This is a genomic window from Enterovibrio baiacu (assembly GCF_004120195.1).
In the GTDB taxonomy this organism is placed as follows: Bacteria; Pseudomonadota; Gammaproteobacteria; order Enterobacterales; family Vibrionaceae; genus Enterovibrio; species Enterovibrio baiacui.
The window spans coordinates 282,713-300,032 of sequence record NZ_SCHN01000009.1; the positions used below are offsets into that span (position 1 = coordinate 282,713).

Genomic DNA, 17,320 nt, shown 5'->3' on the forward strand with positions numbered 1-17,320 from the left:
GAGCGACACCAAAGTAGCCACATTTTTGTATGTTTTTTATTTCTATTTGACCTGAAAAATAGTCATTTCATGGAAGTGTTAACCTTGATTTACATATTTTGTCGTGAAAAAAACCGCAGGCTCGTTTTTTGTTTTCATTGTTAACGTTATGAAAATTAACACTATTAACTTTTAATGAAATAACACTGAAAAACACAGTCTCTAATATGAGTCACAAGCATTAAAAAAGAACCATTATCGCTCGATCAACAACCCACGCTAGACCATGATTAATTAATAGTGATTCACGTGATTCATAAGTGGGAAAGAGGGGCTGTAATGAAAAGGAAGTGGAATGTCATTTCGGGTCTTATTCCTGCCGTTTTACTTTCGACAGCGGCGAGCGGTGCCATTGTTGAATCAGTGAGTGATGTGAGTGTGCTGTCTGAGGAAGCCCCTGTTGCGGCGGCCCGTTTGAGCAGTCAACGAGGGTTAACGGGGATCTACCCAAAAGAGACCATCACGCTACCCAATGGGAAGGTAAAAGTTCGTCACCAGCAATATTACCAAGGCATTCCTGTTAGAAAAGGGCGTGTAGTAACGACGAAGGAAAGCAACAGTCACAAGCAAGCTCGCGGTAACCGAGTGATGGGGTTGAGCGCAGAGCTGCCTTCCGTTGTTCCTGCGATGAGTCACCAAGGTGCACTTCAACAGCTGAAAAACCAATACCTCCTTGGCGTACCTGCTGCCACCATTGTGGTGCCAGAAAACGAAGAAAGTGAGCTCTTCGTTTGGCTTGATGATGGCGTTCCCCGCTTAGTGTATGAAGTCAGCTTCTTTATTCCTTCCAGCAAACCTTCTCGACCTCATGCATACATTGATGCGAAATCCGGTGAAATCTTAAAAATGTGGGAAGGTCTTGCACATGCCGAAGCAACAGGGCGAGGCCCTGGCGGCAACGAGAAGACGGGCCGATACGACTTCGGTACTGACTACGATGGATTTGCTATCACCAAATTGGGCACGACATGTACCCTGGAAAACAGCAATGTTAAAACCGTTAACTTGAACCATGGCAGCTCCGGATCAACGGCATTCTCTTACAGCTGTAATGACGGCAATAACACCAACACCGTGAAATCAATCAATGGTGCCTATTCGCCAATGAATGACGCGCATTACTTTGGTGGCTTAGTGTTCGAAATGTTTAATGAATGGTTGGGCATGTCGCCGCTAACAGGCCAGTTGGTGATGCGTGTTCACTATGGCAACAACTATGAAAACGCATTTTGGAATGGCTCGTCCATGACATTTGGGGATGGTCATTCACGCTTTTACCCACTCGTCGACATTAACGTATCTGCCCATGAAGTGAGCCACGGTTTTACAGACCAAAACTCCGACCTGATATATAGCAATATGTCAGGGGGCATTAACGAATCCTTCTCTGATATTGCGGGTGAAGCCGCGGAGTTTTATTGGAAAGGGTCTGTGGATTGGAAGGTCGGTGCTGCCATTTATAAGGGGTTTGGCGCACTGCGATATTTTGAAACACCGTCAGATGATGGTCGCTCTATAAACCACGCGAATCAGTATTACGATGGCATGGACGTACACTATTCGAGTGGTGTGTTTAACCGTGCTTTTTATCTGTTAGCCAATACCGACGGGTGGGACATTAAAACCGCCTTTACGGCATTTGCGATGGCAAACAAAATCTATTGGGAAGCAGATTCGACCTTTGATGAAGGGGCGTGTGGCGTGGTGAATGCCGCCAATGACCTTGATTACAACACCACGGATGTTGTGAACGCGTTTAATACCGTGGGGGTGTTTGCTTGCCTAGCGACCACGTCGCTTGAAGACGAAGTGCCAGTATCGAACCTGAGCGGTGGTGCGGGTGAAGAAAGTTATTTCACGTTTTCTTTACCCCTGAATACGGAATCAACCAATGTCACCTTGAGTGGTGGTACGGGTAATGCAGACCTTTACGTGAAATATAACGCGCTGCCAACGGAATCAGACTACGATTGCGTATCGAAGACGTCAGACAACAACGAATACTGTGACGTTTCTTTCCAAGGTAGCGGTGAATACAACGTCCTCGTCGTCGGACAAACGGCCTACAGTGGTGCGAGCATCGTCATGGATACGACAGAATTGCCTCCTCAGGAGTTAGTGGTGGGTTCTTCAGTCACGAACTTGTCCGGCGCGAGAAGCGATACCCTTTTCTATCGTTTCGTGATCCCAGAAGATGGCAGCAATCTACGAGTAAGAATTGCAGGTGGTACGGGCGATGCCGATTTGTACCTCAACAAAGGAAGTTCGCCATCGCAATCCGATTATGACTGTCGCCCTTATTACTACGGGAACAATGAATCTTGTACGGCATCGGGTGTAGCGGGTGATGAGTTCTATGTCATGTTACATGGTTATTCTGCTTACTCAGGTGTGACACTGTCACTATCTTTGGATACATCTACACAGCCACCCGAAGAGCGCGCTGATCCGATTGATCCGTCGTTACCTGTCTCGAACATTCAAGGGCAGGAAGGCGATGCCATTTACTATTCCTTCACGGTAGGCTCGGCGGGGGTTCTCTCCGCTAGCGCTGCCAGTGATGGTTCAAAAAATGCGCTGAGTGCAGCAACGTATTCCGGGGGTGGGGTCACGATTACCATGTCGGGAGGATTGGGTGACGCAAACCTCTATGTACGAGGAGGCTCAGCCCCGACAACCTCGGTATATGATTGCCGCTCGACATCAACGTCTAACCAAGAAAGTTGCTCATTGACTAACATGTCTTCAGGTACTTATTACGTGATGATTTACGGGGAGACGGCGTTTGAAGGTGCAACACTTTCAATGGCTGAAACTACATCTCCCACGGCGTCGTCAGATGGGGGCGGCGGCGGTGGACATGCCTTATGGTTGTTGGCGTTCATGCTGTTTGGTGGCGCTTTGCGAACACATCAGAGAAGCTACAACGCGCACTGAATGTGACTTAGGCACGCTGAATTTACAGTGCAAATCAGTTAACAAATCGATGGATAACCCAAAAGCACAGTGAGGAGACGCGCTGTGCTTTTTCTTTTATGGCGATTAACGTGCAAGATTCTCACGAGACAATTGCGCACCGCTATAAGCGTCTTGCTCTTTGAGGTAGACCAACAGGTTCTTGGCGGCTTGTTCGGCAGACGCAAAGGTTGTGTCGAGCTCTATGTCATAAGTGAGGTGCTGGTGAACGAGGTGGAATTCGCTCTCGGCGAGTCCAATGGCGCGATCGCCGCGTTGCCTTTCTCGTGCAGAAGTTTCACGTAGATCGCATTTCACGCCTACGAGGCACACATTGAATTCAGAAAGCGCGTTCAACATATTGAGTTTTTCAGCTGGGAGAGTCCATGCGTTATCGAGGATCAGATAACAACCTGCCTTAGCCAGTCCATGTGCGGCTTGGTGATACCCTTCAACCAACGTTGAGTAATTGTAGCCGTCTCGCGTGATGGCTTTGCCTTCCATCATCTTTTGAAGATCACTGGGTGGAAGCGCATAAAGCACACTGTCGATACTGAAATTCAGATATTGGCGAGGAAGCAATTCAATCAAAGATTTCGCAACGCTGGTTTTCCCCGCACTGCCTGTGCCATTTAGAACAATCACGTTTGGAAACATACACTTCCCTCAAGATAAGCATAATCCCTTATTTAAATAGGCTTATTGATTGGTGTATATGCTCCATGTTGCTTAATTGAGGCTAGCTCTCATGAAGCATGTGAAAATGATGAAAAAACATGATGTCGCGATGAGAATGTTGGTTTGCGTTGGGCGTAAAAAAGCCCCGTTAATACGGGGCTTCAAATCATACCAAGACATTAAGGCTTCGGTTTAGCGCTTAAAGGTCACGGCTTCTGTTTTCTCTAGGTGCAAAGACGTGGTTGCAGGTTGGGTTTCTGCAATCACTTTACCGTTGCGGATAGAGTAACGAACGGGTACTTGGCGGCGCAAGGCGTCGAAATCGTTCTCAGCAGGTAAGATCAGTAAGTTACCTGCTTTGCCTACTTCCACACCGTAACTGTCAGTGATGTTCAGTGTGCGTGCCGATTTATGGCTGATGAGATCAAGGGATTGGTTAAGTTGGTCGTAACCCATGATTTGACATACATGCAGGCCCATGTGAAGCACTTGCAGCATGTTGGCCGTGCCGAGCGGATACCAAGGGTCAAACACATCATCGTGACCAAAACAGACGTTAATGTCTGACGCCAGCATCTCTTTCACGCGCGTAATGCCGCGGCGTTTCGGGTAATCATCGAAACGGCCTTGCAGGTGGATGTTTACCAGTGGGTTGGCAACAAAGCTGATGCCTGACATGCGCAGCAATCGGAACAAACGGGACGCATACGCACCATTGTAAGAGTGCATTGCCGTTGTGTGGCTCGCCGTGACTTTGTGCCCCATATCGAACTTGTGCGCGAGGGCTGCAACGGTTTCGACAAAGCGTGATTGTTCATCGTCAATTTCGTCACAATGCACATCGATAAGGCGGTCGTATTTGCGTGCCAATTCGAAGGCGAAATGCAGAGACTCCACGCCATATTCACGGGTGAACTCGAAGTGTGGAATCGCGCCTACCACATCCGCGCCTAGCTTCACGGCTTCTTCCAGCAATGCTTTACCGTTCGGGTAAGACAAAATGCCTTCTTGCGGGAACGCAACGATTTGGATATCTACCCATTCTTTCATCTCTTCTTTTACTTCAAGCATGGCTTTCAGTGCGATGAGGGTAGGGTCTGAAACATCCACATGCGTGCGAACGTGTTGAACGCCGTTTGCGATTTGCCATTTCAAGGTTTGTTTCGCGCGCGCCTTTACATCGTCAATAGACAGCAGGGCTTTACGCTCTGCCCAGCGCTCAATACCTTCAAACAAGGTGCCTGAAATGTTCCAGCTTGGCTCGCCTGCCGTTTGGGTGGTATCAAGGTGAATGTGGGGCTCACAAAATGGCGGTAGCGCCATGCCACCTTCTGCATCAAGCACAGGGGCATTTGTTTGCAGTGTGGCTTCATTGGGTTCGATTGCACGGATAACGCCGTCTTCAATCAGAATTTGCGACAGGCTTTCTTGCCCGCGAATGACAACGTTTTTAATTAGCATAGTTGCTGACATGGTTTAACCCTCTTACACGCGAGCTGAAGTGTTTTGTTTGTTCGCGCCTAGCATATCTAAAATCAAGAAACTGATTGCGCCGCCAAGTACTGCATTTAAAGGTACAACACCCGGAAGTAAATGACCCGCAGCGATACCAATGGCGACACCGGCGATGGCTGCCCAATTGACGGTTTGGAACTCTGCATTGGCAAAGTCTTTGTAGCGTTCACGATTCTTGATGAAATCGGCGATGATGATACCACCGATTGGCGGAATCGCTGCTGAAAGGAAGGTCAGCCAGCCCACGAAATTGTTGTACAACCACAGTGCGCAAAGCGTACCGATAATGCCATTGGCAACCGACAGGTATTTGCTTGGCAGCCCCGTGATGTTTGAGAAGCCAAGGCCAGAGGCATAAAGGGCATTGTCGTTCGTCGTCCAAATGTTCAATCCCAGGACGATAACTGCAGGAATCAACAATCCTTGCATCATCATTACTTCTGAAATATCGGCTTGGCCCGTTGCGGCGCCGCCCGCTGCGCCGAAGATAAACATCAAGCTGTTACCGATAAAAAAGGCAACCATAGTAACAACCACTGCGGTGCGTGGGCTTTTGCCGAAGCGTACAAAATCTGCGGTGAGTGTGCCTGCGGAAATGAATGAACCGACAACAAGCGCGAGTGCCGTGGAGAAGTTGATTGGGTTTTCAGGGGAAAGGGCTTGGAGTTGTTCAATACCGCCAACGCTGTCGATGGCTTCGAGAACAGAGTAACCACCGAGAAGGGCGATGGCTGGAACTGCGATGGCAGATAAAATCATGAGGGCGGCAATGCCGAAGTAAACTGTGGCTGTCATGGCCAGCCCTGCCACAGCGATAAGTATGTTGGTATCAATCCCTGTTGCTTTTTGAACGGGGAGGGCAAACATTGCGACGCCAACACCGAACCAGCCGACCTGTGTACCACCAAGTATGAGAGAAGGAAGCCAGGAGCCTTTAGCGCCGAAGGAGAAACGTGCGAGAAGGTGAGTAGAAAGACCAGAAGAAGCGCCGATGTAGCCAAGAATAGAAGTGTAAATACCGAGGAGAAGGTTGCCGAGAAGTACTGCGAGGAAGAAATCGTTGAATGAGAGGCCAGTGCCTAACGTTCCTCCTGTCCACATACTTGCTGAAAAGAAGGTTAAACCTAACATAACCATTGTCAGCGAAAGCACACCCTTGCGTGCTGCCATTGGAACTGGCCCTAAACTGTAGTTATTATCCGTCGCCATTTTCACACCTATATAACAAAAACAAAATCGCACATGGATCACGATGTGTGGGTAAACGGCGCGGTATTTTATAGGGCAAAAAGGGGATGTCAATCTAACTTGTCATTAAAGTCGCAATAATCAAATTTAATCAACCTAACCAACTGTAAATATGGGAAATTAAATTTCATTTTGAATAGTGGTTTTGGCGTGTTAGCGGGGGCGCAAACCGTTGCGTTCAAGCGATGAATGTTAATTTCCTTACCTGTTCAATTAATTGACGTGAAATTCTTATTATCAGTGGGTTCTCGTTAGGGCTTTCATCTCTAACGCGCCGTTTCAGGACATTTTTTGTGTTGCGGGCATTTTGCTGTGTGATTATTCATCACTGATGTGGGTAAAAGGCGAGGTTAAACAAACTTCGCCTTGAAGTGCGTAAAAGTGATGGTTAACGCTGGGTAGGATGAGGTTAAGCGCCAGGTTTAGGTGGGTACTGCTCAAACATATCGACAATCTGCTCTTGAATAAAGGTGCGGCGGTTTTCCGGTGTCATCGACTCTGTGAGCTTTCTTTTAGACGATGCTTTCCAAACTACTTCGTCGGTCTTTGTATTAATCATTTCTATGACCAACTGCCCGTAAGATCTTTCTTCGTAGCGAACGGGTGTGCTGGCCGCGACGCCCACGTGTCGGAAGCCATAGCCAAAGCTAAATGATGAGCCGTAAGCGACGTTTTCTGTTTTTGGCACGATGGCATATTGCACAGTGACATCCGCAGAGTCTGCTTCGGAAGAAGGTGTTAATCCTTTGGCGACAAGCTCTGTAGTGAGGGCCTTTTGAATGCGATTGTCATCTAACGAAATCGCGGATGTCGAAGACTGGCGCGCTAGCTCAAACGAAGAAATGGCATTGAAATTAAACTGTGAGCTGTAATCGGTATATACGCTGCTTGCGCATCCGGTGAGCACGACTGAAAACATCAAAAGAGTAAGCCTAGACAACATGAGAGATTCCTATAGGCCAAGGGTATGCCCGAGATAATATGAATGAAACCCAAACGACGAGACGACTATTGTGGCGCGTTTGAGCATATACGTGTGGCTTGGGAAAGTAATAACAATCCTCGAAAATATAGACCACAAAAGTATGCACAAAGTTGCGAAAAATTGAAAAATGAAACGGAGAAAATCGTGTGCTCAGCGCGTGATATGCCGCGTGATACGTAATGCTTCTATCGTCATTGGGTGGGTAGGGGCAAGTTGAAACATCTCCTGCGCCCACTGAGAGGCATCCGCAGTCTTGTTCATTTCCAAGGCGGCTTGCACTGCCCCAAAGTGGATCCATGCTCGTGGTTCAAAGGGGTAATATTGGAAGCTTTCTGATGACATGATGTCTTTCAGTAAGGCATACCCACGAGAAGACTGATGAAAGTAAGGTGGCATGTTGATAAAGGTCATCGCCGCCAACGACTGAATATAAATACCTTCATCTAGGCCATAGTAGGGCGTGGAATAGCTTCTTTTGGAGATCCGTGACAACGCCTTATTAAGGTTTTCAATCCCTTGTTGTGTGAAGTCTGTTCGATGCCACGGAAGCCAAGTGTCTCTCGCTTTTAACGCCATTGCGCTGCCGTAGTATGCGGTGAGTAAAGGATCGTCGGGATATTGGTGTAGCAAGCTTTCAACGGCTTTGAGGACTTGTTCACTCGCTTTACGATTACCCTCAACGGCAACCATGTAAGTGTCTTGCAGTGATTCCGTGAGGGGGTCTGCGTTCACTTTGGTGAACTGCAACGAATAGCCAATGATGCCAATAATCATAACGCTGGCGAGCAATGAGTAAAGTGATCGAGAAGCGCAAATCATTGGATTTTCCTTCTTGTAATCTCATTGGTTAATTCGATGGAGCCACTCTAATTGAATTTGCGGATTTGGACAGACCAGTGCGATAAAAAGTGAATAGGTGAGATAAAGAATCAGACTCATTGAGTGAATTGTTATTGAGCTCGATGAGGCTGATCCTTTTGCTACATTTGCTTAAACAAACTTTGTGCATTTCGGCTGACAGGGAGTCGTGTTGCGCCGGATGTTGTTTCAACAAACATCTTACCTGTGATGTCTCTTGAAACACGGGCGATGGTTGCAACACGCACGATGGCTGAACGGTGGATTTGCCAGAAAGTGTCATGACATAAACGCTGGTACAGCACCCGCAACGGTGTGCGAATAAGGTATTCCGAATCAGCTGTGACCACAGTGACGTACTTATCTTCCGCCTTGAACAACAATACATCATCAACGTGAATCAAGTGTATGTCTTCGCCCTTTGCAGCTTTCAACCATAACAACGGAGGCTCTTTGTGCTCATTGGTGCTTTCTAAGAGCTTGAGCAGTTCTTCTCGCTGATCGTGGTCTTTATGTTGACTGACTAATCGCTCACAGGTTTTTTGAAGTCGCCCTTCATCAATCGGCTTGACGAGGTAATCAATCGCGCCTTTTTCGAAGGCTTCAATGGCGTAGTTATCGTAAGCGGTAACGAAAACCACGTGGGGAAACGTCTCTAGATCGTTGATCGCGCTTGCAACCGCTAATCCATCGAGGCCGGGCATACGAATATCGAGAAACACCACATCCGGCTGCAGCTCTTTGATTTTTTCAACGGCTTGAAGACCATCGCTCACGCTTGCAATGACCTCGATATCACTCGTGACTTCGCCGAGCAGTTTACTTAAATGATGACGAAGCAGGGGCTCATCATCTGCTATTAAAGCGCGCATACCAAAGATATCCTTGTTGTAAAGCCGCCATCTTTATGAGGAATCAAATCAAGCTTTCCGTTTTGTCCGTAAAGCGCGGCGAGCCGCTCTCGCACGTTTTTCATGCTTAGGCCATGGCCCTTTGAGGCGTCGTTAAATCCAATACCGTTATCTGTCACTTCAATGATGAGCTGTTGGCCTTCTTGTTTGAAGTGCAACCGAATGAAACCGCCTTTTACCGAAGGCTCTATGCCATGTACCACTGCATTTTCGACGGCAGGTTGGATCAGGAATGGCGGGAACTTTGTTTGAGCGGTTATATTTTCATCAATCACTATTTCATATGACATACGTTCGGATAAGCGTATTTGCTGAATAGATAAATAACTGTCCAGCAATTTAACTTCGTCTCCGATGAAAATGGCATCTTGTCGCTGTTGTTTGAGACTGGCTCTTAATAAATCAGTGATCTTCTCAAGGAGTTTTTTTGCTTTGCTGGCATCACTGTCAATAAGTACTTGGATATTTGCGAGGGTATTAAATAAAAAATGGGGTTCCATCTGGCCTTGCAGGTTTCTGAGTTGGCTATTAATTAATGCCTTTTCCTGCTCAGCTTGTCGGAGTTGGATATCTTTGAGCTCAGACTCTGCTCGCCCCGCGCGTTCCCTCGCGAAGAAGAAGAACAGCATAAAGAGTGCAATACAGGCTGAGGCCAGTAAAACGGGAAGCAAGAGATCCAACTTCCACACGCCTCGACGAATATATATCCAAATCAACATGTTGGCAGCGCCAAAGACCAAACCAAACGAGATGGTGGCAACTATCTTTTTATTGTCTGACCAGTGAGGAAATGCATTGGAAAACGAGGTGTTAAAGAAGACGAAAGTCGCACCATACCCAAAAGAAATGGCGAGATGAAAAACCAATGCGCCTTCGAATATGTATTGTGTGCATAACGCAATGATAATGCAGACAATGGACGTTAGAGCGAGTTGTGTTTGATCGATATATCTTCGGAGATTCAACATTTTAAGCTACCTGAAAACGTAGCAGTGATAATAGATTTTATTTCTGCTAACTGAAATACCAACCTGGTTAAACTTGATGTGATAACCGTCGAGAATTAACACTATTGGTCGTGGCTTTTTATTATTGTGATGTCATTACGCACGTGCTTTAAACAATCCATGAGATAGACATGATTTTCATGTTTGGATGCGAAGCAAAAAAAAGAGGCGATATGTTTGCGTTGATCGCCTTTGATAAGGGTATTGGATGCTTGTTGGGTGTATTTCTTCTAAAAATGTGCGGAAACAATGGCCAACGCGAACGACTTTATCTAAAAATTGTCATTCTGCTAGCGGGGTGAGATAAATGGAATGTTTTGCGGATAAATGGCGAGTATTTGGGTTAAGCGAGAAACGGATTTTTCACGCCTAACCCATTACTGTGACCTCTTACTCAGAATTACTGGGTGCGAGATTTTTGCTTACCAAGGATGACCGCGTGACGTTCCCACCATACTTTTGAGCTTCCTCGCACATCGCCTCACTGAGCGACAACATATGGTGTGGGAAGACATTTTTTTCATCACCCTCCATAGACGAAACGCCAATGCTGATGGTCATCATGCCCGTCTGCGATTGACCAAAAGGAAGGGCTTCTTTCTTTAGCTGGTCATGCAATTTCTCACACACGATGAGCGCGTTGTCGCAGGTTGTATGTGGGAGAATAATGGCAAAACTTCCCTGACCACGATAGGCCAATAAATCAGAGGAGCGCTGACAACTTGTCGCGATCATTTTCCCCATTCTGGCAAGTTGCTTCTCAGCATTGCTTTCGCCATACACATTCATAAAGTTGTCATAGTTATCGAACGTTAACATGAGCAAGCTTAAGGCGGTTTGATAGCGTGTAGCGCGCTTCAGTTCTTTATCGAGCATGTTAGTGAAGTGCTTGGCATTACTTAGTCCCGTCAGGCTATCGACGGTGGTGGCGGCTTCCAATTTGTGCTCAACGATATCCAATGTTTCTTTGTTTACATCCAGTGCATGGCTCAACTCGGAGTTTTCATCACTGATATGGTGAATGGTGTCACTCTGTCGGCGCGTAAGCAGGAAGAACCCTAACACGGCGGAAATAAGCGCAAACACAGCGATAAGTGTCAGCAAAGCTTCGGTTTTATATTCCTGCCATATGGGCGTTTGTTGATTAATGATCCTTGCGTCATTGGGTAAATTCGATGCTGAAATACCGTGTTTTTCAGATACTTCAGCATCGATAAAGGGGGCATCAGGTGCGGGGCTAAATGGGATAGGTGACACCAGATTTCTCCCGTCCATCACTTGCTCTTCAAGCGCGATAACGGCGATTTGTGCTGCAGCTTTGCCTTGGCTGTACCCCGTCGCGAATTTGCCGCCCACAATGCCATGCCCTAAATGCGCATACCAGAAGCTATAGACAGGGTGAGAAGACATTGATGAGAGCGTTCGGGCTGTTTCTGCAGGGCTAAGGCTTGTGAAAGTCTCGCTATCAAAAAGGGTATCACTCAAAAGGAAGACCAACGTCTTTGACGGCATCTTGTCTAGCTCAGTCTGGATAGATGCTAACGGTGCATCGGCAAGAGTTTTAATGGTGTATTGACTGAGGTTGGGAATGACGTCGACTTTTATCGTGTTTAACAAACGCTGATTGTGGTGGGCGTGCGTCGAACCCACAAATAGGATCGCTTGCGTGTCAGGGTGTAATGACAGCGCAAACTCTACCGATGCCAAATAATCGGTGTATGACGAAATCCCTGTGATGTAGGGGTTCAGTGTCTGCTCTATGCGCGGAATATCGATGGTCGACGTGACAACAATCGTTTGGTTTTGGAAGAGTTCAGGTTGCAGCTTTTCTACAAACTGGATGGCTGGCGCATCCGATGCAATGACAACATCGATCAATTTCTCGTTTTGCTTTAACCGCAGGGTTTCAGCAACACGTTGAATCAGAATTTCTTGATCGTAGCGCTCGGTATCTAGATGAACCGTTGATACTTCAATCTGCATGCTGGTGGCCGCCAATGTTTCGCGCACCCCCTTTTCGATACCATCACTCCATGCATAGCCTTGATGATATGAATTGATGTACAGCACATGCTTCGAATCGGGAAGTAGTGATGAATTTGCGGACGCATTAAAAGCAGAGAAAACAACGGCGGTGAGGAGCAACCCTAGTGCGTTGTTAGCGCGGAAAAAGTGAGGACGACATTTCACCCACTTTTTAAACAATGTCTTCATAAACAACCTAGCTACTGTTTGTCTCTAATTGGAAGTAAGTGATCAGTTATTGAAACAAATCATTGTCTAAGTGTAGTTACAATGCGGGTGTTTAAGTTACGGAAAATGAGGCGTTTTCGCCGGAATTGTGGCAGGTAGCGAAATTTTAGATATGCATCGAAACGAAAAGCTGCTGTGAATTCAAGGTGCTTTGTTATCGCGACGGTGTGTTTATCCCTTGTGCAATCTCTTCACCTTGATGTTGACCGTGCGTTAAGCTTTTAAAGATAGGGATGACGTGAAGGGCATTGTGATGGCGAAACCAGGTTTTCAGCACCGAATACACCTCGGAAGGTTAACACGATGGCCTCGCGTTGGATTGGTGTTCGCCTGTATGTTGGTGTCGCCCACGTTGTTTGCTGCGCAATCATTCTCTATCGATTATTCCACGTTCTCTGAGTGGGGGCGGAAATCCTTCAAGGGTGAAACGCTCTATGCGCTCTTTCAGCAAGAACCGGACAGCGGCGCGCCGTATTACCTGCTGAATGCGAAAAGCGAAAAGTCGGCATCCGCCGTGATGATGGAGCAAGACATTGATATAGGCACAATGCCTTGGATGTCTTGGCGCTGGAAAGTCGCGCAGTTTCCGCAGGTGGATAACGAGAAATCTAAGCAGGGCGATGACTTTGCCATTCGTATTTCTGTGGTCGTTCAACCGGGCTTCACAGTCATGAGCAGTCAAACCATTGTGTACGTGTGGTCTCAACAGTCGCCAGAAGGGACGAGTTGGCCGAATCCCTACTCTCCTGACCACTTTATGATGCTGGCCGCCAGCAGCGGCACAGTGCGTGATACATGGCACTTTGCGCAACGCAATGTGCAGGAAGACTTTGCCCGTATTTATGGGGAAACTTATAACACGGTCAATGCTGTGGCGATAATGTCAGACAGTGACAATTCGCTGAGCCAAACCCGCGCAACCTTGTCACCCATTGTGTTTTCTGCCGAGCGCCAAGAAGAGCCTGAGTGAGAAGGCATGCCTATTTCAACGCGTGAGTTCAGCCTGTTGACGCGATAGAAACGTTGAGCGGACACTGATTCGCTTTCTCGCTTTCTCGCTTTCTCGCTTTCTCGCTTCTTCATTTGTCTTGCTTGAACCACGAGATATTGCGCGAAAAAACCTCGCTAAACGCCAAAAATAGGCGCTTGTGGTTCTGCATTTTCTTACTCGCTAGCATGGTGACAAAAAAGATATCGTGAACTCGATCCCGTGTTTGCTTGAAGTAAGAGGGGGAACTCTGTACTCTTTCGGCGATTTTTACTCACTGTTCAGGATAATCGCATTGATTAGTACAGCTAACATTACCCAGCAATTTGGCGCAAAACCTCTTTTCGAAAACATCTCGGTGAAGTTCGGCGAAGGAAACCGTTATGGCTTGATTGGCGCAAATGGTTGCGGCAAGTCGACGTTTATGAAGATCTTGAGCGGTGAGCTAGAGCCTTCACAGGGTAACGTTAGTGTTGATCCTAACGAACGTGTGGCAAAACTGAACCAGGATCAGTTCGCGTATGAAGAATTCACGGTTATCGACACCGTTATCATGGGCCATGCTGAGCTTTGGGCGGTAAAACAAGAGCGTGACCGCATTTATTCGCTGCCAGAAATGACAGAAGAAGACGGCATGCGCGTTGCTGACCTTGAAGTTGAATTCGCAGAGATGGACGGCTACACCGCAGAATCTCGCGCGGGTGAATTGCTGTTGTCGGTAGGCATTCCGCTAGAGCAACACTTTGGTTTGATGAGCAGCGTTGCGCCAGGTTGGAAACTACGTGTGCTATTGGCGCAGGTGCTGTTTGCAGACCCAGACATCATGCTTCTTGACGAACCAACGAACAACTTGGATATCGATACCATCCGTTGGTTGGAGCAGACGCTGAATGAGCGTAACTGTACCATGATCATCATCTCGCACGACCGTCACTTCCTAAACTCTGTGTGTACACACATGGCTGACTTGGATTACGGTGAACTTCGCGTTTACTTCGGTAACTACGACGAATACATGTCTGCAGCATCTCAAGCGCGTGAGCGTCTGCTGTCTGACAACGCGAAGAAAAAAGCACAGATTGCTGAACTGCAAACCTTCGTAGCGCGTTTCTCTGCAAACGCCTCTAAAGCGAAGCAAGCGACGTCTCGTGCGAAGCAAATGGACAAAATCAAGCTTGATGAAGTGAAAGCATCGAGCCGTCAAAACCCATTCATCCGCTTCGAGCAATCAAAAGAGTTGTTCCGTAACGCGTTGGAAGTTGAAAACCTCTCTCAAGGCTTCGATGACTTGCTGTTCTCTGGTCTGAACGGTATTTTCGAAGTGGGTGAGCGTGTTGCCATCATTGGTCAGAATGGTGTGGGTAAAACAACGCTACTTAACACGCTTGCTGGTCGCTTAGCGCCGAAATCGGGCGAGTTTAAGTGGTCTGAAAACGCAAACATTGGTTACTACGCGCAAGATCATGCTGAAGATTTCGCGGAAGACATGAACCTGTTTGAGTGGATGTCTCAGTGGAAAAACGAAGGTGATGACGAGCAAGTGGTGCGTGGTTACCTCGGTCGTCTATTGTTCTCACAAGATGACATTAAGAAGTCTGTTAAAGTGATTTCTGGTGGTGAACAAGGCCGCATGTTGCTTGGTAAGCTAATGATGCACAAGCCAAACATGTTGCTAATGGATGAACCAACCAACCACATGGACATGGAATCGATTGAATCTTTGAACACTGCGCTTGAACAGTACAAAGGTACTTTGTTCTTCGTTTCGCATGACCGTGTGTTTGTTGACTCTATCGCAACACGCATCATCGAAATCCGCGACGGTAAAATCACCGACTTCAAGGGCACTTACCAAGAGTTCCTGAGCTCTCGCGGTGTGGTTGAATAAGCCTCGCTTCGATTGCTGAGATAAAAAACACCCGCTTTCGCGGGTGTTTTTGTATGTGGCCTTGTATTTCGCGTTAGCGTTTTCGTCTGGCGAGCACTTCCTCGAATGCAGAAATACGTTTCTCCGCAATCGCGATGCTTTCCAGCCAAAATGCGCTGTCTTGAATGTCTACGCCCAAATGCTTTTTCGCCACGTCCTCGGCGGTCATTCTTCCCGTGTCTTTCAACAGGGCTTTGTAGTCTTCATAGAATGCACTCCCTTTGGCTTCACGACGCGCGTAAACGCCTGTGCTGAACAGATAGCCGAAAAGGTAGGGGTAATTGTAGAAACTGATTTCAGCGATGCTGAAGTGCAGTTTAGTGGCCCAGAAGAGGTCATTCGGTTCAGACATCGCATCGCCATACCAGGCTTTCCACGTATCTGCCATTAAGGTACGCAGTTGTGAAGGCGTCAATTCTCCCTCTTGGCGCTTTTCGTAGAATGCCCGCTCGAATTCAAAGCGCACGGGAATATTGAGCAGCAGTGCCACGGCGGTTTGCGCTTCTTCCCAAAGCATCAGCAGTGTGTCTTGCTCGCTTTTGGCTTCTTCAAGCAACGCATCTCTCACCACATTCTCGGCAAATATTGATGCGGTTTCAGCGAGCGTCATCGGGTATTGGGTTTCCACAAAAGGCATGTCTTTCATCACCCAATTGTGGAAGGCGTGGCCGAGTTCGTGCGCCAGCGTGAGCACGTCTGACATGCTGTTGCCCCATGTCATGAACACCAGCGGCGTGCGGGTTTTCGGAATTTTGGTGCAGTATGCGCCCATGCTTTTGTTGGGCTGTGCGGCAGCGTCAATCAGGTTCTCGCGCACCATCATGTCCACGAAATCTGCCATTTCCGGGTTTACCGCCGAAAAAGCGCGTCGAATAATGACGATGGCTTCTTCGAAGCTGTATGTCGCAGAAGGGGTGTTCTCTTCGCCGTTTTTGAGTGCTGGCATGGCAGCCAATTCATCCCACGGCATGAGTGTAGGCGTGCCAAAGAGGGTCGCCATGGCGTTTGCTGCACGTCTGCCGAGTGCTTGGCTTTGTTTCGCCACAAGCATCATGGTATCAAGGGTTTTCTGCTCGATACGGCTGCCTTCAAGGGCAGGAGCGAGGAAGTGCAACGGCTGGGTGTGGCTGCGCTTTTCGTATTCGGTGAGTCGGTTGCCCGCAATGGCGTTTAAGATCGCCGCGAAGGTGATTTCTTGCTGCCCCATGGCATGACGAATCGCGCGCCATGCTGGCTCTCTGCGTTCGCTGTCATTGCCATACAGCAGGCTAGCGGCCTGTGATAGTCCCATGACTTCTTCATCACCATTTGCCAACACTAAGGTCACTTTCAATGTGCCCGTGATGTCGTCGTACAAGCGTCCCCATGCATTTTTGCCATCGACTTGCATGGCTGACAGCAATTGTTCTTCAGGCACTGAAAGGCGGTATGTTTGCTGGTGGCGTAGACGTGAGAGACGAAACCCGTGGCGTTGGTAAGTGCCAGATTCATCGGCACCTGCGAGCACGGATTCGAAGAACGTATTATCGCTGGCAGCAAGTAGGCTCTCGAACGGACTAAAGGCTTGGCTTAACGATGAAAACAAAACATCGCATTTAATCACCAGTGCTTTGGCTTGTTCGTCAGTGGCATCGACGCTTGAAAGGCATGAGGCATAGTTGGCGACAGAGAGCAGCAGATTTGTTATTTGGTCATACAGCGACAGGGCGCGCTGACAATCTTCAATGGATGATGCAGGGTGATTTTTTAATGTGTTGAGGAGGTGTTGGCTTTGCGTGAGATCTGCGGTGATCGCTTGGTCTGAGAGACCTTGATATACAAATGAGAAGTCCCAACTTGGCGCAGTCATTTCCGTTCCCTTTATCTAGGCCCAAACAGCCTCTTAATGGGCAATCTATGTTGATGCCAGCATCTTGAGGGTGTTTGAGTATCAGTGCGTTTGTTTAACGCAGTGTA

At 47.7% G+C, this 17,320-nt stretch carries 12 protein-coding genes; 3 read left to right on the forward strand and 9 right to left on the reverse strand.

Annotated features, from left to right (window positions below):
• Positions 1-318 precede the first annotated feature (318 nt).
• Positions 319-2,976: a M4 family metallopeptidase gene (locus EQP46_RS10845; protein WP_129493654.1), complete on the forward strand. Its 2,658-nt coding sequence runs from the start codon at positions 319-321 to the stop codon at positions 2,974-2,976.
• 105 nt (positions 2,977-3,081) lie between these two features.
• Here EQP46_RS10845 and EQP46_RS10850 read toward each other — a convergent pair whose 3' ends face one another.
• The 8 genes from EQP46_RS10850 to EQP46_RS10885 form a co-directional block, all read right to left on the reverse strand.
• Positions 3,082-3,651 carry a chloramphenicol phosphotransferase CPT family protein gene (locus EQP46_RS10850; RefSeq protein WP_129493655.1) on the reverse strand — a complete coding sequence of 190 codons (570 nt, stop codon included), beginning with the start codon at positions 3,649-3,651 and terminating at the stop codon, positions 3,082-3,084.
• Between the two features lie 213 nt (positions 3,652-3,864).
• Complete coding sequence (locus EQP46_RS10855; protein WP_129493656.1) at positions 3,865-5,145, reverse strand: cytosine deaminase; 1,281 nt, start codon at positions 5,143-5,145, stop codon at positions 3,865-3,867.
• Positions 5,146-5,157: 12 nt separating this feature from the next.
• Positions 5,158-6,396: a cytosine permease gene (codB, locus tag EQP46_RS10860; RefSeq protein WP_129493657.1), complete on the reverse strand. Its 1,239-nt coding sequence runs from the start codon at positions 6,394-6,396 to the stop codon at positions 5,158-5,160.
• Positions 6,397-6,844: 448 nt separating this feature from the next.
• Positions 6,845-7,378, reverse strand: a complete 534-nt coding sequence (locus EQP46_RS10865; RefSeq protein WP_129493658.1) for a DUF4136 domain-containing protein — start codon at positions 7,376-7,378, stop codon at positions 6,845-6,847.
• Between the two features lie 192 nt (positions 7,379-7,570).
• The gene (locus EQP46_RS10870) at positions 7,571-8,239 is read right to left on the reverse strand and encodes a hypothetical protein (RefSeq protein WP_129493659.1); all 669 of its coding nucleotides are present in this window, start codon (positions 8,237-8,239) and stop codon (positions 7,571-7,573) included.
• 161 nt (positions 8,240-8,400) lie between these two features.
• Complete coding sequence (locus EQP46_RS10875) at positions 8,401-9,150, reverse strand: LytR/AlgR family response regulator transcription factor (RefSeq protein WP_129493660.1); 750 nt, start codon at positions 9,148-9,150, stop codon at positions 8,401-8,403.
• A complete protein-coding gene (locus EQP46_RS10880; protein WP_240671706.1) occupies positions 9,138-10,055 on the reverse strand; it encodes a sensor histidine kinase in 918 nt (305 codons plus the stop codon). Before EQP46_RS10880 ends, EQP46_RS10875 begins: the two co-directional genes overlap by 13 nt.
• 531 nt (positions 10,056-10,586) lie before the next feature.
• Positions 10,587-12,410 carry a GGDEF domain-containing protein gene (locus EQP46_RS10885; protein ID WP_129493662.1) on the reverse strand — a complete coding sequence of 608 codons (1,824 nt, stop codon included), beginning with the start codon at positions 12,408-12,410 and terminating at the stop codon, positions 10,587-10,589.
• Positions 12,411-12,783: 373 nt separating this feature from the next.
• Here EQP46_RS10885 and EQP46_RS10890 point away from each other — a divergent pair, with 373 nt between their 5' ends.
• Together EQP46_RS10890 and EQP46_RS10895 are read left to right on the forward strand one after the other, a co-directional pair.
• Positions 12,784-13,419 carry a DUF3047 domain-containing protein gene (locus tag EQP46_RS10890; RefSeq protein WP_240671707.1) on the forward strand — a complete coding sequence of 212 codons (636 nt, stop codon included), beginning with the start codon at positions 12,784-12,786 and terminating at the stop codon, positions 13,417-13,419.
• 313 nt (positions 13,420-13,732) lie between these two features.
• Positions 13,733-15,325 (forward strand): ABC-F family ATPase, encoded by a 1,593-nt coding sequence (locus EQP46_RS10895; RefSeq protein ID WP_129493664.1) that lies wholly within the window; start codon positions 13,733-13,735, stop codon positions 15,323-15,325.
• A 73-nt stretch (positions 15,326-15,398) separates the two neighbouring features.
• Here the strand turns inward: EQP46_RS10895 and EQP46_RS10900 are convergent, their stop codons facing one another.
• Positions 15,399-17,213, reverse strand: a complete 1,815-nt coding sequence (locus EQP46_RS10900) for a M3 family oligoendopeptidase (protein ID WP_129493665.1) — start codon at positions 17,211-17,213, stop codon at positions 15,399-15,401.
• Positions 17,214-17,320 lie beyond the last annotated feature (107 nt).